The 18,525-nt window shown below is 32.6% G+C and carries 18 protein-coding genes and 1 pseudogene; 8 read left to right on the forward strand and 11 right to left on the reverse strand.

What is annotated here, in order from left to right; all coding sequences use genetic code 11:
• Nucleotides 1–67 precede the first annotated feature (67 nt).
• Nucleotides 68–568 carry a universal stress protein gene (locus tag NSS86_RS07180; protein WP_000634175.1) on the forward strand — a complete coding sequence of 167 codons (501 nt, stop codon included), beginning with the start codon at nucleotides 68–70 and terminating at the stop codon, nucleotides 566–568.
• A 245-nt stretch (nucleotides 569–813) separates the two neighbouring features.
• Here NSS86_RS07180 and NSS86_RS07185 read toward each other — a convergent pair whose 3' ends face one another.
• The 6 genes from NSS86_RS07185 to NSS86_RS07210 form a co-directional block, all read right to left on the reverse strand.
• On the reverse strand, nucleotides 814–2,016 hold the full coding sequence (locus NSS86_RS07185) for an acetate kinase (RefSeq protein WP_000040063.1): 1,203 nt from the start codon (nucleotides 2,014–2,016) through the stop codon (nucleotides 814–816).
• An 87-nt stretch (nucleotides 2,017–2,103) separates the two neighbouring features.
• Nucleotides 2,104–3,051 carry a class I SAM-dependent methyltransferase gene (locus NSS86_RS07190; RefSeq protein WP_000840576.1) on the reverse strand — a complete coding sequence of 316 codons (948 nt, stop codon included), beginning with the start codon at nucleotides 3,049–3,051 and terminating at the stop codon, nucleotides 2,104–2,106.
• A gap of 122 nt (nucleotides 3,052–3,173) precedes the next feature.
• Nucleotides 3,174–3,668, reverse strand: a complete 495-nt coding sequence (tpx, locus tag NSS86_RS07195; protein ID WP_000136260.1) for a thiol peroxidase — start codon at nucleotides 3,666–3,668, stop codon at nucleotides 3,174–3,176.
• A gap of 97 nt (nucleotides 3,669–3,765) precedes the next feature.
• Complete coding sequence (locus NSS86_RS07200; RefSeq protein ID WP_000365312.1) at nucleotides 3,766–4,536, reverse strand: TSUP family transporter; 771 nt, start codon at nucleotides 4,534–4,536, stop codon at nucleotides 3,766–3,768.
• 43 nt (nucleotides 4,537–4,579) lie between these two features.
• On the reverse strand, nucleotides 4,580–5,803 hold the full coding sequence (gene thiI, locus NSS86_RS07205) for a tRNA uracil 4-sulfurtransferase ThiI (RefSeq protein ID WP_000872662.1): 1,224 nt from the start codon (nucleotides 5,801–5,803) through the stop codon (nucleotides 4,580–4,582).
• A complete protein-coding gene (locus tag NSS86_RS07210; RefSeq protein WP_012840521.1) occupies nucleotides 5,803–6,951 on the reverse strand; it encodes a cysteine desulfurase family protein in 1,149 nt (382 codons plus the stop codon). The genes thiI and NSS86_RS07210 overlap by 1 nt, the downstream gene beginning before the upstream one ends.
• Nucleotides 6,952–7,099: 148 nt before the next feature.
• Between NSS86_RS07210 and NSS86_RS07215 the strand changes: the two are divergent.
• Nucleotides 7,100–7,241: pseudogene (locus NSS86_RS07215) on the forward strand (hypothetical protein).
• A gap of 73 nt (nucleotides 7,242–7,314) precedes the next feature.
• Here NSS86_RS07215 and ezrA read toward each other — a convergent pair.
• Nucleotides 7,315–9,009 (reverse strand): septation ring formation regulator EzrA, encoded by a 1,695-nt coding sequence (ezrA, locus tag NSS86_RS07220; RefSeq protein WP_000244865.1) that lies wholly within the window; start codon nucleotides 9,007–9,009, stop codon nucleotides 7,315–7,317.
• A gap of 136 nt (nucleotides 9,010–9,145) precedes the next feature.
• Here ezrA and NSS86_RS07225 point away from each other — a divergent pair, with 136 nt between their 5' ends.
• Nucleotides 9,146–9,610, forward strand: coding sequence for a GAF domain-containing protein (locus tag NSS86_RS07225; protein ID WP_000207852.1), 465 nt, complete (start codon nucleotides 9,146–9,148; stop codon nucleotides 9,608–9,610).
• A gap of 243 nt (nucleotides 9,611–9,853) precedes the next feature.
• Nucleotides 9,854–10,456: a 30S ribosomal protein S4 gene (gene rpsD, locus NSS86_RS07230; protein ID WP_000090512.1), complete on the forward strand. Its 603-nt coding sequence runs from the start codon at nucleotides 9,854–9,856 to the stop codon at nucleotides 10,454–10,456.
• Nucleotides 10,457–10,670: 214 nt separating this feature from the next.
• On the opposite strand, the gene NSS86_RS07235 is transcribed toward rpsD, so the two are convergent.
• Complete coding sequence (locus tag NSS86_RS07235) at nucleotides 10,671–11,414, reverse strand: glycerophosphodiester phosphodiesterase family protein (RefSeq protein WP_000174280.1); 744 nt, start codon at nucleotides 11,412–11,414, stop codon at nucleotides 10,671–10,673.
• Between the two features lie 79 nt (nucleotides 11,415–11,493).
• Here NSS86_RS07235 and NSS86_RS07240 point away from each other — a divergent pair, with 79 nt between their 5' ends.
• The 4 genes from NSS86_RS07240 (at nucleotide 11,494) to NSS86_RS07255 (ending at nucleotide 14,992) form a co-directional block, all read left to right on the forward strand.
• A complete protein-coding gene (locus NSS86_RS07240) occupies nucleotides 11,494–11,940 on the forward strand; it encodes an OsmC family protein (RefSeq protein WP_000553924.1) in 447 nt (148 codons plus the stop codon).
• A 114-nt stretch (nucleotides 11,941–12,054) separates the two neighbouring features.
• Nucleotides 12,055–13,212 (forward strand): alanine--glyoxylate aminotransferase family protein, encoded by a 1,158-nt coding sequence (locus tag NSS86_RS07245; protein ID WP_000291420.1) that lies wholly within the window; start codon nucleotides 12,055–12,057, stop codon nucleotides 13,210–13,212.
• Nucleotides 13,199–14,803: a phosphoglycerate dehydrogenase gene (serA, locus tag NSS86_RS07250; protein ID WP_000808849.1), complete on the forward strand. Its 1,605-nt coding sequence runs from the start codon at nucleotides 13,199–13,201 to the stop codon at nucleotides 14,801–14,803. Before NSS86_RS07245 ends, serA begins: the two co-directional genes overlap by 14 nt.
• Before the next feature lie 93 nt (nucleotides 14,804–14,896).
• Nucleotides 14,897–14,992 (forward strand): hypothetical protein, encoded by a 96-nt coding sequence (locus tag NSS86_RS07255; protein WP_031761395.1) that lies wholly within the window; start codon nucleotides 14,897–14,899, stop codon nucleotides 14,990–14,992.
• Here NSS86_RS07255 and NSS86_RS07260 read toward each other — a convergent pair.
• The 3 genes from NSS86_RS07260 to NSS86_RS07270 all read right to left on the reverse strand — a co-directional run bounded on the left by NSS86_RS07260 (nucleotide 14,953) and on the right by NSS86_RS07270 (nucleotide 18,401).
• On the reverse strand, nucleotides 14,953–16,083 hold the full coding sequence (locus NSS86_RS07260) for an HAD family hydrolase (RefSeq protein WP_000721699.1): 1,131 nt from the start codon (nucleotides 16,081–16,083) through the stop codon (nucleotides 14,953–14,955). The two genes, NSS86_RS07255 and NSS86_RS07260, sit on opposite strands and share 40 nt — an antisense overlap.
• A gap of 106 nt (nucleotides 16,084–16,189) precedes the next feature.
• Nucleotides 16,190–17,656 carry an N-acetylglucosamine-specific PTS transporter subunit IIBC gene (gene nagE / locus NSS86_RS07265; protein WP_000276367.1) on the reverse strand — a complete coding sequence of 489 codons (1,467 nt, stop codon included), beginning with the start codon at nucleotides 17,654–17,656 and terminating at the stop codon, nucleotides 16,190–16,192.
• Between the two features lie 127 nt (nucleotides 17,657–17,783).
• Entirely contained in the window at nucleotides 17,784–18,401 is a 618-nt protein-coding gene (locus NSS86_RS07270; RefSeq protein WP_000287588.1) for a 1-acyl-sn-glycerol-3-phosphate acyltransferase, read from the reverse strand.
• Nucleotides 18,402–18,525 lie beyond the last annotated feature (124 nt).

Raw genomic sequence — 18,525 nt, forward strand, 5'->3', positions numbered from 1 at the left:
TTATTACACTGACTTTTCCGAAAATTGTGGTAAAATATAATTAAGAAAGAACAAGGAGGCACTTACTATGATTACTTACAAAAATATTTTAATCGCAGTTGACGGTTCACATGAAGCGGAATGGGCATTTAACAGAGCAGTTGGTGTTGCTAAACGTAACGATGCGAAGTTAACAATTGTGAATGTAATTGATTCAAGAACGTATTCTTCTTATGAAGTTTATGATGCTCAATTTACTGAAAAATCTAAGCATTTTGCAGAAGAATTATTAAATGGTTATAAAGAAGTAGCTACTAACGCTGGTGTTAAAGATGTAGAAACGCGTCTAGAGTTTGGCTCTCCTAAATCTATCATTCCTAAAAAGCTTGCACATGAAATTAATGCAGACTTGATTATGAGTGGTACATCAGGCTTAAATGCCGTGGAAAGATTTATTGTTGGTTCTGTATCAGAATCTATCGTTCGTCATGCGCCATGTGACGTGTTAGTTGTTCGTACTGAAGAGTTACCAGCAGACTTCCAACCACAAGTTGCAACAACTCAATTACGTGAAAAATATCAAAATTAAATATAGATGATCATTAGATAACTACTTGATCATTATGAACCAAGTGCAACTTTCTGCACTTGGTTTTTTATTGTTTATAAATAAAACTCACTTAATAATGTTTTCATAATCTTCTTCGACTACTTAATTCTTTAAGATATTCGTGAAAAGAGACATTACACTAGTTAATTTTCAAACAATACAAAAAGCGTCTACCTCCTACATATAATTGTAGCGGAGATAGACGCTTAATATTTATTTAAAAATTATTTTAAACCACCGAATGTCATAACATCACGGGCAATCATACTTTCTTCATCTGTTGGAATAACGACAACTTTAACTGGTGAATGAGGATAGTTAATAAATCCTTCTTTACCACGTAGTAAGTTTTCATTTTTCTTAGGATCCCAGTAAACACCCATAAATTCTAAGCCTTCAAGAACTTTCGCACGAATTTCTACTGAGTTTTCACCGATACCTGCTGTAAATACGATAACATCAACACCATGCATTCTCGCAGCATATGATCCAATATATTTGTGAATTTTAGAAGCAAATACATCTAAAGCCATTTGTGAACGTGCTTTACCTGATTCAGCTTCTTCTGATAAGTCACGTAAATCACTAGATGTACCTGATAATCCTAATAAACCTGATTCTTTGTTTAAGATTTCCAATACTTGTTCAGCAGTTTTACCTGTTTTTTCCATAATAAATGGAATTAAAGCAGGGTCAATATTACCAGAACGAGTACCCATTGTTACACCAGCAAGTGGTGTGAAGCCCATTGATGTATCAATAGATTTACCGCCATCGATAGCTGCAATTGATGCTCCATTACCAATGTGACATGAAATAATACGTAAATCTTCAATTGGCTTATCTAACATTTCTGCCGCTCTTTGTGATACAAATTTATGGCTTGTACCATGGAAACCATACTTACGAATGCCATAATCTTTATAATAATGATATGGCAAGCTATATAGATATGCTTTTTCAGGCATTGTTTGATGGAATGCTGTATCAAAAATTGCCACATGAGGGATATTTGGTAATAACTTACGGAAAGCACGAATACCCATCAAGTTAGCTGGGTTGTGAAGCGGTGCTAATTCGCTTAATTCTTCAATTTCCTTTTCAACCTCATCAGTAATAGCTACTGATTCAGGGAATTTTTCACCACCATGTACAACACGGTGACCTGTTCCATCGATATCGTTAATATCATTAATAATATTATGCGCTTTAAAAGCATCCAACATGATATCAACTGCCTCAACGTGATCCTTGATATCTTGTACTGTTTTAACTTTTTCCCCGTTGACTTCAATTGTAAAAATTGAATCCTTCAATCCGATTCTTTCTATTAAACCTTTTGTTACTAATTCCTCTTCAGGCATTCTAATTAATTGAAATTTTAATGATGAACTACCAGCATTGATAGCCAAGATTAATTTTGACATAAGTAATGATCCTCCATCGTTTGCTTTTTATACTATTTCATTTCTCATTTTATCATTCATACAGTTTTATGACTATACTATTACAGATTATTTTTTAGGACGATTTGTGTCCATCCACTGATTTAACTCTGTCATAAATCCTTGAAATTGTGAAGGATTTTTGAAATCAGGAATATTTGCCAATAATACTTCAACTGGCTTTGTTTCACCCGATTTTTTCTTTTGTAAAATTAATATAGATTTTCGCGCTTTTTCATTTTTAAATAAAGTTGGTGGTAAATTTAAAAATGCTTGCATCTCTGTCTCTGTTGCAATATATTTTTCAAGCTGTTTTACATGTTCACCTGTAAAAATATTACTTGGTACCACTAGAAAGGCATATCCAGCATCTTTTAATGCATTTATTGCTTGTTCTATTAATAAATAATGTGAATAACTATGTCCTTCTTCAAAACCTAGCTTAAACTCCTTACTTCTTTCATCAATTGGATAATAGCCTACTGGAAAATCACCAATAACGATATCTGCTTCTTCTAATGGTAGTGGCATGATGGCATCTTGAGGATACACATCGAAAGGAATTTCTAAGAAGTTTGCTAAATGTACACTAACACGTGATAAAACTGGATCAACTTCAATTAAATGATGCATAACCGCAATTTCAGGTAACACTTCTTTTACAGTAGCACTTAAATGACCGGCACCACTTGCAATATCAACAATATGTAATTCTTCTTGGTTGTTCATAAAACGCTCAACTAAAAATCCTAGTATCAATCCAATTGAATCTGGTGTAATTTGATGATTTGCTTGTATCTTTTCTTCCTGCATTAAACTTAAATATGCAAATTGGAATGCTTTACGTCGATCTTGTAACGTCGATTGTTCTAACAATCCTCTTTCATTGGTATATACTTGTTCCATTGCTAGCCCAAGATTTTCAATAAAACTTTGGCCATTTTCATTATTTAATGTTTTAGCTTTTTCATCTAATGTATGAAACAAGCGTTCCATAATTGTTTGTTGTTCTGCCATATTCGTCCCTCTCCAATAAAAAGTGCCCATAGGTCTTAGCAATCATAGAAAACAATTCTATTTTAATGCTGTTGACAACGATGGACACGATGTATACATTTTAAGATTTATCTCTTTAATGATTAAATATTTTTGTATGCAGCTAAAGCAGCATCAAAATCTGGGAAATCAGTACCTTCACTAACGATTTCTTTATAAACAACTTTATTATCTACATCTAATACAAATACTGCACGAGCTAATAAGCGAAGTTCTTCCATAACAACGCCATAGTTTTCACCAAATGATAAGTCACGGTGGTCACTTAATGTAATGACATTGTCTAAACCTGCTGAAGCGCACCATCTTTTTTGTGCGAATGGTAAGTCTGCTGAAATTGTAAGCACAATCCCCTCTTCTTTAGAAGCTTCAGAGTTGAATTTGCGAGTCTGCTGATCACAAACACCTGTATCAATTGATGGTACCACACTAATTAATTTCTTTTTACCAGCATAATCTGCTAATGTTACTTGATTTAAGTCATTATCTAACACTGTAAAATCAGGTGCAAAATCACCTTCATTAATTTGTTGACCTTTTAAGTGGATTGGTCCACCTTTGAATGTTATTTCAGTCATATACTTGACCTCCTGCATTTTAAAATTCTAACTACATCATACGACAATTTATGGTTTGATTACAATTTTCATGCTTTAATCAAAAGCAAATTTAATTTTATACAAATTGTTGAATATAATCAAAAGCATTTTTTAAAATTAAAATAGCAGTAATAATAATAAATAATACTTTTACATAGCCAACACCTTGTTTGATAGCAAAATGTGCTCCAGTATATGACCCAGCAATCATACTTATAGCCATAATTAAACCTATTACATAATCTACTTGTCCTAATACCATAAATAATACAAGCGCACCTATATTAGAAGCAAAGTTCAAAACTTTAGCATTTCCTGCTGCACTTAAAAAATCAAAACCAAAGACTAACAATACAAAAAGCATAAATGAACCTGTTCCCCCACCTACAAATCCATCATAAAAGCCGATTAATATAAAAAGTGCTGCAAATATTATGGCTTTCTTAAATGTAAATTGAGTAAACGTGCGTGTATTGCCCCAATCTTTTTTAAGTAATGTGAATATAAACACCGACGAAAGTGCAATAATGATTAGAGGTTTCAATATTTGTGACGGAACCATCGTTGCAATATATGCGCCACATGCAGATGCCAAAAATACAAAACCAAATAATTTGGCAACAACAAATAAGTCCACTTTACCGGACCTTATAAACTTTATCATACTAGTTAAAGAACCAAATGAACTTGCCAATTTATTTGTACCTAAAGCCACAGATGGTGGTAGACCGATTGCTAATAATGCTGGCGTAGAAATTAAACCGCCACCCCCTACAACCGAATCTATAAACGCCGCGATAAAACCAAATAAAATTATGATTATAATCATCGTTAAGTTCAAATCCATAGTTTAACATCCCCTTATGTTTAAATTTACTCTAGGATTTTATTTATAAAAAGTCATTTATTAATTGGTTTGTTTGCTGTTCTTTAATAGTTTTATAATCACTAGTTATTTCAAGTGTTTCAATATTTTCAACAGCACGATTAATCATCTCTTCAAAATCAAAGACACTTTCATATTGGACTACCTTTTCAAAGTTTGGTTCGGTTACTGGATTTTTAGGGGTGAAAATTGTACAACAATCTTCAAATGGTTGAATAGATGTTTCAAATGTACCAATTTCTTTCGATTTAATAATAATTTCTTCTTTATCGTAAGTTAATAAAGGACGTAATACAGGAGTAGAAGTTACATTATTAATTGCATACATGCTATGAAGTGTTTGACTGGCTACCTGCCCTAGGTTTTCACCATTTACAATAGCTAAAGCCCCTATTTGATGTACTAATTTATCAGCAACACGCATCATCATACGTCTCGTTGAAGTCATTGTATATCTTGGATGTACAACTTTATTTACCTGTTTTTGCAATTCTGTAAATGGTACAATATGCAATTTAATTGGTCCAACACGTTCAGCTAAAATACGTGTCAATTCAATAACTTTTTCTTTTGCTTGATCACTTGTAAATGGTGGACTATGGAAATGAATCGCTTCAATTGTTACGCCACGTCTCATCACTTCCATTCCAGCAACTGGTGAGTCTATACCGCCTGAAAGCATTAGTAACGTCTTACCACCAGTACCAACTGGTAATCCGCCTGAACCCGGAACAACTTCTTCATACATATAAATTGCATCTAATCTAACTTCCACTCGAATTTCATGATCTGGACGTTTGACATTAACAGAAACATTTTCAATTTGTTTCAATACGGTACCACCCAATTCACGTTGTAATTCATACGTATCCATTGGGAAATTTTTATCGGCACGCTTCACATCAATTTTAAATGTGCTGTTTTCTTCAAATTGCTGCGCAAATTTAATTGCCGCTGCACTCATTGCCTCTATTGTTTTTTCTACTTTTAATACTGGACTAATAGATTTAATACCGAAAATTTTTGATAATCGATATGTTATTTCATTTATATCTGCATGGTCTTCAAGTTCAATATACATACGATCTCGTTTGCCTTTAACGACAAACCCATCAAGTCCTTTTAATGACTTATTTACATTATTTCTTAATTGATTTACAAATTTTTTTCTATTTGAACCCTTTAATGTTAACTCCCCGTATCTAACAAGCAAGTGATCATACTTCATTATTTTAGCAACTCCTTAATTTCCTCATAAATGATGATAAATATTTCTTTAAACCTTGCTATATCTTCTTTAGTTGTAGTAGCCCCAAATGATAATCTTATACTACCTTCAATAGATTTGTCTGATAATCCCATTGCAGCCAATACTTCATTTAATTTATTACGTTTAGATGAACAAGCACTCGTCGTAGATATCATAATGTCATATTTTGAAAAAGCATTAACTAATACTTCACCTTTTACGCCAGGAAAACTAATATTTAAAACGAATGGTGAACCTGAAGTTGAAGAATTAATATAAACTCCATGATATTTATTTAAAAATTGACGGACGTCATTATTTAACTCAGTAACAAATGCATTCAATGCTTCAAAGTTTTCATTAGCTATCTTCATCGCTTTAACCATTGCAATATCATTTGGCAAATTAACTGTTCCACTTCTAACGCCATATTCTTGACCACCACCATGGACAGTTGGTTCAACATTTTGAATGTGATTTACAAGTAAGACGCCTTGTCCTTTTAAACCATTAAACTTGTGTCCACTTAAACTAATACTATCTATGTTATTGAGATCCATTGAAATTTTGCCGAATGCTTGAACCGCATCTACATGAAAATGTGCCTTAGGATAATTTTTTATAACTTTAGCCATTTGTGGAATAGGCTGTATTTGTCCAGTTACATTATTTACATACATACATGTTACTAAACCGACTTTGTCTGACACTAATTCTTTGAAGTGTTCTAAGTTAATACTGCCATCTTTCTTTACATCAACATATTTAACTTTAAATCCTTCGTGTGCTTCCAAATATCTTACAACCTCTAATACGGACGGATGCTCTAACACGGATGTAATTATTTCCTTCGCTGTATCAAATTTACGATAGGCAATACCTTTTAAAGCAAGATTATTGGATTCAGTTGCACCACTAGTGAATACAACATCATAATTTGTTTTTGAATTAATCATTGCATTAATTTGGGCTTTTGCTTGTTGTAGTAATTGATTTGCCTGCAAACCAGCTTTATGCGGACTATTCGGATTATAATACATTGATTGATTTACTTTTAAATAAGTATCTAACACTTCTTCAAATGCTTTCGTCGTTGCCGCATTATCTAGATATATCAAAATAAACACTTCTCTTTCATTAATCATCAATCGTTAAAATTGTTTTACTCAAGCATTATACTATTATCCGACAAAAAATAAAGGTTATAGCGCAAAATAATCTTATTTCTACTTATTAAATAAGAATTAGACTATTTCACTCTATTTAAACAGCTGTGTGATTATGCTTTTTTCACTACTTATATTAATTAAAACAACACATTTGATTACGTTTATCTTTAAACAATTGCTATTTATATTTATTGTCCCTTTCATTTATCCATATAAAAAAAGAAGCTAGACAACGTATCGTTGGCTAACTTCAATTATTAAACTCATCAGTCCAATTTGACAGAGTGCTCATATTATTTAAGTATAACTACATACTAGTTTCTATTGCTTAATAACTTCTTCTTCAATATGTTTAGTGACACCTGGCTCAACACTTTCAAGAGCTTGCTCTGCAATTTCAATCGCACGCTTATAGCGATTATTTTTAAATAATCGTTCAGCTTCATTTAAGCTCTTATCAACATTGCTATAGTCCTTACGATATCTATTTCCATATTGAATTAATTTCTCTGCATAAACAGCATTAACAAGAACATCATTTGCTTCATCTTCAAATGTATTCATTTGAATCACAATTTTAGACACTTTATCTTTTAACTGTTTAACGTGTATTGGACGTTCACTAAATTGTTCGTTAACATCACGAACTTCATGATCAATTTCATTTTTCATGATGATAAACCTTTCAGGAACGCTTGTTAAGTTAGAAGCAAGTAATCGACGATACACTTCTTCTTTCTTCGATTGTACTCGTAGCAGATTGTCTTCTGCTTCTGCTTCATCTTCACGCAATTGAATCAGATGATTTTGTAGCTTTTCTTGTTTGTCATTAATAACTGTGACATGATCTTCTAAATATTGTAAATTATCCTGAACCTCGCTATATCGTACAGCAGATTTAGACATTTCTTTTAAAATATCATCATATACAGAAATTAAACTTTGAATTTCATTTTCAAATTGACGAACACTTTGAGCATCAGATTCATTTATATAGTAGTTTTCACGTACATATTCAATTTCTGTTTGCAATGTATAATTCATGTCTTTAGCTTTGAATAAGTTATCCGTAATGATATCTTTTGTTTCTTCGACATCATTTTTAGCTTTAACTTCATGTTCAATTAAATCATACATGTCATCTAACTTATCATTGATATTAGCTAGTTTATCATTAGCTTCTTCTAATTCTAAGCGGCTAATTAATGGTTCAACGAAACTAAGCTCTGTTTTTAAGCTTTGTAATGTACTGTCTACTTTTACGTGATCCAGATCATACCCTTCAACTTTAAGATCACGGCAACCATATTTTAAATCTTGGAATTGACCAGGTAATTCTTTTTGAGTTTCTCTAATTAATTCTGGTATTTCTTCCATATAAGATCTTAGCTGTTTCATTTGTTCATTCAAGGCAGCTATATGGTTGTGCGCTTGTACATAATTACCATCAGCTTTTAGTACTTCATATTGCTCTAACCTTGGCTCAAACTTTTCAATTTCAGTTTCAAGTAGACTTGCTGCCTCACCAAATTGATGACGATTTGCTAAAACATCACGTTTCATTTCACGATAATCAACCTTACATTTGTCATATAATTCATCATTATCTTTGTATAACGCAATAATTTCATTTACATCTTCTAATTGTTGCTGATAGCTTTGTTCGTAACTATCCATCAACTCATTTGCATCATCAATTTCACTTTGAGATGCGTTGAAACTAAATTTATCTAATAAAGCCTCAGCATTATGGATTTTTTCTTCCACAGGAGCTAGATACTTATTTGTACTTTCTACGTTGTCCTTTTTCATTGCATCGTATTTCGTTTTTGTTTCACCTTTTAAATTCAACTTAGATAATTGTGCAAGGTTTTGATCAAAAGGTAACGTCTCAATTTCATTTTTACGTTCGATTGCTTTTTCAATAATTTGTCGTTTATTTGAACGTAAATAGAATAATACACCTACAGCAATCAATATAATCACAATTATTGCCAAAATGATATATAACACCATATGCTTCTCCTCCTAATTTATCATTACTATTATAACGTAATTTTGCTTAAGGATAAATTATAAAATGAATTTATTGCCATAATATTTTCGAAATTCTATACTATTATAAAATCTATGAAAATAAGAGGTTTTAAATATGACAACAATTAACCCAACAAACTACACATTATTAAAGAAACAAGCAGCAAGCCTTATTGAAGATGAACATCATATGATTGCGATTTTAAGTAACATGTCTGCCTTATTAAATGATAATCTAAATCAAATTAATTGGGTTGGCTTTTACTTATTGGAACAAAATGAACTTATACTTGGACCTTTCCAAGGACACCCCGCTTGTGTCCACATTCCAATTGGAAAAGGTGTATGCGGTACAGCCGTTTCAGAACGTCGTACACAAGTTGTAGCTGATGTCCATCAATTCGAAGGACATATCGCTTGTGATGCTAATAGTAAGTCTGAGATTGTCGTTCCAATTTTCAAAGATGATAAAATTATCGGCGTCTTAGATATCGATGCCCCTATAACGGATCGATTTGATGACAATGACAAAGAACATCTTGAAGCAATTGTTAAAATTATTGAAAAGCAACTCGCATAAAAGGACATCAGCATTTTCAATAAAGTGTTGACAGTTAGCAGGAAAATGTTACAATAATCTTTGTGTGAATTAACGAAAGTAGCAGTTGTATATTATTGAGCGCTATGTTGTTCCCAATGCGGACGTGTCACGTAACTGTCGCTATAAGGTGAAGACACATAAAACAATATATCTTAGTAAGCATGCAACACTCTTTTTTGTTTATTCATAACAACAAAAAAGAATTAAAGGAGGAGTCTTATTATGGCTCGATTCAGAGGTTCAAACTGGAAAAAATCTCGTCGTTTAGGTATCTCTTTAAGCGGTACTGGTAAAGAATTAGAAAAACGTCCTTACGCACCAGGACAACATGGTCCAAACCAACGTAAAAAATTATCAGAATATGGTTTACAATTACGTGAAAAACAAAAATTACGTTACTTATATGGAATGACTGAAAGACAATTCCGTAACACATTTGACATCGCTGGTAAAAAATTCGGTGTACACGGTGAAAACTTCATGATTTTATTAGCAAGTCGTTTAGACGCTGTTGTTTATTCATTAGGTTTAGCTCGTACTCGTCGTCAAGCACGTCAATTAGTTAACCACGGTCATATCTTAGTAGATGGTAAACGTGTTGATATTCCATCTTATTCTGTTAAACCTGGTCAAACAATTTCAGTTCGTGAAAAATCTCAAAAATTAAACATCATCGTTGAATCAGTTGAAATCAACAATTTCGTACCTGAGTACTTAAACTTTGATGCTGACAGCTTAACTGGTACTTTCGTACGTTTACCAGAACGTAGCGAATTACCTGCTGAAATTAACGAACAATTAATCGTTGAGTACTACTCAAGATAATACGTTCAATACAAACACCCACAATTGTGGGTGTTTTTTTATTAATTTAAAAATGATAGATTCAAAATTATATGGAGCTACCCTATTTTACAATCAACTTAGAATTTACAAGTCTTATTTGTTTAATTATCTTTAGTATTTCATCATTAGTTTTTAAAATTATCAATTGCGATATACGAATCCTCATCCCTCTATCAAATTACCATTCATCGTCTCACTTAATAAATAATTTCGGATTATCTGTAATTAATCCATCTACACCCATTTGTCTTAATTTTTCTCCAGTTTTCAATTTATTAACTGTGTATGGCATAACCTGTAATTGATGATGATGTGCTTTATCAACAAATTTTCTGGCCACTAATGCATAATTAGGATTAACATAACTAGCAATTTGAGCAATTCTTGAAAAGTTTGGCTTTTTATACCAATAATTACGTTTACTACAAAGCACACCTAATTCATATATACTGCCCAATGTGTTTAACTTTTCGATGCATTCGATATCAAAAGATTGTATAACTACTTGTGTCGCATCGACTTTCTTTTCTTCCAAAAATGCCAGCAATTTACATTCTATTTCTGGATATAAATTCGGACTTTTCAATTCAATCAATAGCTTTTTATCATACTTTAAGCATAATGAAAGTACTTCATCTAACGTGGGTATTCGTTCTCCCTTAAAAGCAACATCTTTATAACTACCAAAATCAAATGATTTTAATTGCGATAATGTGTAATCAGCAATACGCCCCTTACCATCCGATGTTCTATCAATTGTTTCATCATGTATCACAACAAAATGTTGGTCTTTGGTCAAATGAACATCTATTTCTAACATAGCAACATTGAGCCCCATTACCTCTCGATAACCGACCATTGTATTTTCAGGAAAATCACTCGGTAATCCACGGTGCGAAACAATTTGTAATTCATCTTTCAGTTTATTCAGAGTCATTGATAAGTCACCTTTCTGTTAAACTTTGATAAACTATTCTAAAATTAAACTATCACAATTATATTGGAGGTTAAAGCAATTGCATCAACATGACTTTAAAGTCCAAACTTCTTGGCAAGGTGGTCGTAACAATGTCGGAAACGTTCAAGGCGACATACTTTCAGAGAATATTTCAATACCTGCTTCTTTAGGTGGTGTTGGTATAGGAACAAATCCCGATGAAATGTTAGTATCAGCCGCTTCATCATGTTATATCATCTCATTAGCAGCTACTCTTGAACGTGCAAAGTTCACAGATATTTCAATTGAACAACAATCGATTGGAACAGCTTGTTTAAATAATGGAAAATTCAGTATGTCAAAAATTGTGCACCATCCTCACATTGAAATTCCAAGTGATCAAATAGCACAATTAGAAAAGCGATTACCAAAATTGATAACAATTGCAGATAATAATTGCATGATTTCAAATGCTGTAAGAAATAATGTAGACATAAAAATCTATCCCATCATTCAGGCCAAATAAAATCGTTACGTGATAACGTTTATTCGACAATATAGCGTTATCACTTTTTTTAGGCTTTTAAATTTTCAGAAAATTTGCTAAAATAGTGAAATCTTATTTATAGGAGGCATATAAATGTATTATCATCAACCGTTGTTATTAACACCTGGCCCAACCCCTGTACCTGATGCCATTATGAGAGAAATTCAAGCACCTATGGTTGGTCATCGTTCTAAAGATTTTGAAGACATCGCACAACAAGCATTTCAAGGTCTAAAGCCAATATTTGGGAGTCAAAATGATGTACTTATTTTAACATCTAGCGGTACAAGCGTCTTGGAGGCTAGTATGTTGAACATTGTAAACCCTGAAGATCACTTCGTTGTCATTGTTTCAGGTGCCTTTGGTAACCGATTTAAACAAATTGCACAAACTTATTACAAAAATGTGCACATTTATGACGTAACATGGGGAGAAGCTGTAGATGTTAAAGATTTCATCAATTACCTTTCAACTTTAGATGTTGAAGTTAAAGCAGTATTTAGTCAATATTGCGAAACATCTACGACAGTGCTACACCCTATTCACGAGTTAGGAAATGCCATCAATCAATTTAATAGTAATATTTATTTTGTAGTTGACGGCGTAAGTTGCATTGGTGCTGTTGATGTTGACATTAACAAAGATAAAATTGATGTACTTGTTTCTGGTAGTCAAAAAGCAATTATGTTACCTCCAGGATTAGCTTTTGTAGCTTATAGCCACCGTGCAAAAGAACGTTTCAAAGAAGTAACTACGCCAAAATTTTATCTAGACTTAAATAAATACATTTCGTCACAAGCTGACAATTCTACACCGTTCACACCAAATGTGTCTTTATTTAGAGGTGTAAATGCATACGTTGAAACCGTAAAAGCAGAAGGTTTCAATCACGTAATAGCACGACACTATGCAATTAGAAATGCATTAAGAAGCGCCTTAAAAGCATTAGATTTAACTTTATTAGTCAATGATAAAGATGCATCTCCAACGGTTACAGCATTCAAACCTAATACAAATGAAGTGAAAATAATCAAAGATGAACTTAAAAATCGCTTTAAAATAACAATTGCTGGTGGTCAAGGCCATCTTAAAGGTCAAATTTTAAGAATTGGTCATATGGGGAAAATTAGTCCTTTCGATATTTTATCGGTAGTATCTGCTTTAGAAATTATTTTAACTGAACACCGTAAAGTTAACTATATCGGTAAAGGTATATCAAAATATATGGAGGTTATTCATGAAGCAATTTAATGTACTCGTTGCAGATCCCATATCAAAAGATGGTATCAAAGCATTATTAGATCACGAACAATTCAATGTAGATATTCAAACTGGCTTGTCCGAAGAAGCATTAATCAAAATTATACCTTCATACCATGCTTTAATCGTTCGTAGTCAAACTACGGTTACTGAAAATATCATAAATGCTGCTGATTCTTTAAAAGTAATCGCACGCGCCGGTGTTGGTGTAGATAATATTAATATTAATGCTGCAACATTAAAAGGTATTTTAGTTATTAATGCCCCAGATGGTAATACGATTTCAGCTACTGAACATTCACTGGCAATGTTATTATCAATGGCTCGAAATATTCCGCAAGCACACCAATCACTTACAAATAAAGAATGGAATCGAAATGCATTTAAAGGTACTGAGCTTTATCATAAAACATTAGGTGTCATTGGTGCTGGTAGAATTGGTTTAGGTGTTGCTAAACGTGCGCAAAGTTTCGGAATGAAAATACTAGCTTTTGACCCTTACTTAACGGATGAAAAAGCAAAATCTTTAAGTATTACGAAGGCAACAGTTGATGAGATTGCCCAACATTCTGATTTCGTTACATTACATACACCACTAACACCTAAAACAAAAGGCTTAATTAATGCTGACTTTTTTGCCAAAGCAAAACCTAGTTTGCAAATAATCAATGTGGCACGTGGTGGTATTATTGATGAAAAGGCGCTAATAAAAGCATTAGACGAAGGACAAATTAGTCGGGCAGCTATCGATGTGTTTGAACATGAACCTGCAACTGATTCGCCTCTTGTTGCACATGATAAAATTATTGTTACACCTCATTTGGGTGCATCAACAGTCGAAGCTCAAGAAAAAGTGGCAATTTCTGTTTCAAATGAAATCATCGAAATTTTAATTGATGGTACTGTAACGCATGCAGTGAATGCACCTAAAATGGACTTAAGCAATATAGATGATACTGTAAAATCATTCATCAATTTAAGCCAAACAGTTGGTGAATTAGCTATTCAATTAATGTACAATGCACCAAGCTCTATTAAAATTACGTACGGTGGCGACTTAGCCTCTATTGATAGTAGTTTATTAACACGTACAATTATTACTCATATTTTAAAAGATGATCTTGGTCCTGAAGTCAATATTATCAATGCTCTAATGTTGTTAAATCAACAACAAGTGACATTAAATATTGAAAATAATAAAGCAGAGACAGGTTTTAGTAACTACTTAGAGGTAGAACTATCAAACGATAGCGATTCCGTTAAAGTTGGCGCTTCTGTCTTTACAGGTTTCGGTCCAAGAATTGTTAGAATTAATAATTTTTCTGTAGACTTAAAGCCAAATCAATATCAAATTGTGTCATATCATAATGATACTCCAGGTATGGTAGGAAAAACTGGCGCATTGTTAGGTAAATACAATATCAACATTGCATCTATGACTTTAGGTAGAACTGAAGCGGGCGGAGATGCGCTAATGATTTTATCCGTTGATCAACCTGTTTCAAACAATATAATTGATGAACTTAAACAAGTTGGTGAATACAATCAAATTTTCACAACTGAATTGACGGTACAGTCATAAACAATTTATGTAAATTCAAAATGCCAAGAAGACATTGGATTACTTCCATTGCTTCTTGGCATTTTTTCATTATTAATTTCATTGTAACTCAATATGAAACCTTTGGTTCAATCATTCACTTCAAGTTATGCTGTCAAACAACAATCAAATTACAAATTATCTAGTACACCTCTAAGTTCACCTAAATGATTAATAACATAGTCGGCATGATGCGCTTCTAACTCACCTGCAGCATCCTTACCTTTTAAACCTGTTAATGTTCCAATAAACGTTGCACCTATTTTTTGAGCACTTAATAAGTCAGCTAACGAATCGCCTACTATAAATACGTCATCTTTATTTACAATGTTATCTTGCTTATTGATATAAGATTCATATTTATCGCGATTATTACCATATAAAGCTGCGATATAACTAAAAGGATTCGGCTTTCCTAATGGTCGTGCTTGCGGATACATATTCTCTGCTTCTAAAACATCACTTGCTGTTGCAATAAAATCAGCTTCAAAATATGGTAACAATCCTAAATTTTCAAATGGCACAACAGTCTCAGTATAAGGACGACCTGTTGCAATACCTAATTCGAAACCAGCACCTTTTAAATCATTCAGAAGTACCTTAACTTCATCTACTGGTCTCAAAATAATTTCTTGATAAATATAACCTGTCTTAAAAGTAGTTCGTGCTATTTTCTTTTCAACATCTTCATACAACTTCGATCCTAAATACCATTCTTGATAAACTTCTTGCGCTAACGTCCATAATGCACCCTTCAAACTAAATAAAGTAGCATCCGAAACATGTAACTCTGTTGTTGCAAACTCTTCCAAAGCAGCATAAATATTATTTTTACCAACTTTTACATTATCCAAAAATTGTAAAGGTAGTTGTTCATTTAAATTAAAACAGTCTGCTAAGTTTGTGCTTATATTTTGCAACTTCAATTCGACAGGCTCATCTTGATACATGAATGCCTCAATTTCATCATGTGATAACTTTTTCAAAATATCAATTAAATGAATACTAAAAACGATAAATAACATATCCCAATTTGAATTCAGCCCTAGCGATTTTAATTTGTTTAAAATCTTATCTTTTTGAAAAATTCGATTCCTAATGTCTTGTATATCGTTATCAGTCAAAGTTTCCCAATCTATATGTGAATGAAGACCTAAATAACACTTATCCATTAATAATTCATATACCGTTAATGCAGAGACATCGAAACAACGTTCTTCACTTAAAAAAATGCCATCAACATCAAATAAAATTTTCTTCACAATCCCCACTCCATTTCTGAAAATTCAGATATAAATCATTCTACTATTTGACTAAAAAAAGCGCAAACCCTATTGAAGTTAGATTTGCGCTTTAGCTGTTTAAATTTTATAAATGTTTTTCAATTTCATCAGCAACCTGCTGTACGTGTGTACCGACAATAACTTGAGTTGAATGTTTGCCATTAACAGTAACACCAACTGCACCGGCGTTTTTAATCTTCTGTTGATCAATAATAGATGTGTCTTTTAACTCTAGACGCAACCTTGTTGCACAATTGGTTAAATTAACAATATTCTCTTGACCGCCTAAACCTTCTAATATTTGTATAGCATGTTGATGATATTTACTTTGTTTAATATCATTTTCACCAGGAGCAATATTATCTTTTACAACTGTTGGATCAACTAATTCATTTTCACCTCTACCAATCGTATTCAAGTTAAATACTTGGATTACTACACGGAAAATCACATAGTATAAGATGAAAAATACAACACCTTGAACAAGCAACATCAATGGATGATTTGATACTGGATTAATTAGTGATAACACATAATCTATCAAACCTGCACTAAATGAAAATCCAGCTGTCCAATGGAATGTAGCTGCGATAAATAAAGATAATCCTGTTAATAACGCATGAACAACATATAAGATTGGCGCAACAAACATAAATGCAAACTCAATCGGCTCTGTAACACCAACGAAAAATGCTGCAACTGAACTCGCTAGGAACCAACCGTAAACTTGTTTTTTCTGAGTCGTTTTAGCTGTATGATACATTGCTAACGCAGCCGCTGGAATACCGAACATCATGATTGGGAAGAATCCCGCTTGATAGCGTCCTGTAATACCTTTTATAGCATCTTTGCCACTTTGGAATTTACCAATATCATTAATACCAATCGTATCAAACCAGAACACACTATTCAGTGCATGATGTAATCCTGTAGGAATTAATAATCTATTGGCAACACCATATATGAAAGCTCCAAACGATCCTAAACCGACTATAGATTCACCAAATTTTACAATCCATGAATAAAGTAGTGGCCATAAGAATAACAATATGACAACTAAAAATGTACAGTAAAATGCAGTCATAATTGGAACTAGACGTTTACCACTAAAAAATGATAATGCTAATGGTAATTCTGTTTCACTAAACTTATTGTATGCATAGGCTGCTATTAAACCTATTACAATACCAACAAAGACATTGCCATTATTCATCTTTTCAAAAGCTGAATTTATTTCCGAAGCTTTCATTCCTAATAAAGGCGCTAATTTCATTGGTGATAATACAACTGTAACTAAAAAATATCCTAACGTAGCTGCAAGCGCGACTGCACCATCATTTTTCTTTGCCATTCCTATAGCTACACCAATTGCAAATAAAATACCTAATTGCTCTAAAATCGTAGTACCTACCGTAGTAAAGAACATTGCGATTTTCGGCGTCGCATGAAGTGCATTTAACGTATTACCAATTCCGGCAATAATTGCTGCAGCCGGTAAAATGGCAACTGGTAACATTAACGAACGCCCTAAATTTTGGAAAAATTTATACATTGAATGTCATCCTTCTTAAAATAAGGTAGAAATATAAAGATTACTAATGTAACTAGAATAACTACTTCGATACTCCGTTATAGTCACCTAGGCATACTAACCAGCTATATTTCTACCTCAAGTTATTTTATAAACTTTTTACAATTTCATGCAATTCTTGTTGTAACTTTGCTGTTCGTGTTTCAATCTCTTTTGTAATGTAATCGATACGCTCGTTTCGTTTTAAATCTTTAGGTAAATCGTTAATATCGATTGGTTTACCAATATTTATGTATGCTTGTCCTGTTAAAAGACCATGAATCTTAGTAGGACCAACATAAGCAACAGGTAATATTGGTGACTTACTTAACATTGCAATTGTTGAAGCACCACGTTTCAATGGTGCACCTTCTTGCGATGTGCGAGAACCTGTTGGGAAGATACCAACTGTCTTATTATCTTTCAACAAATTGATTGGGCGTTTTAAAGTACTAGGTCCTGGATTTTCACGATCTACAGGAAATGCATTTAAAGACGTTAAAAATTTACCAATCCATTTATTTTTGAATAATTCTTTTTTAGCCATATAATGAATTTGATTAGGATATAATGCCATACCTAGCATAATAACTTCGTTATAACTTTCATGCGTACAAGTTACGACATATTTACTATCCTTAGGAATATTATCTTTACCGATTACGTATAATGATTTTGACATTTTAACTAAAATGAAATTCAAAATCTTACTAATCACTGAATACATTGTGCCACCTACTTAACTTATTTGTTTATAACAACTAGATTTTATCACTATATTTTTACTAGAACAAGATAGTCTGAAAATACATCTAAAGTTGTATAGTGTATTACTAGCAATAATTATAAAA

This window comes from Staphylococcus sp. FSL W8-0056 (genome assembly GCF_037963075.1).
GTDB classification, from domain to species: Bacteria; Bacillota; Bacilli; order Staphylococcales; family Staphylococcaceae; genus Staphylococcus; species Staphylococcus aureus.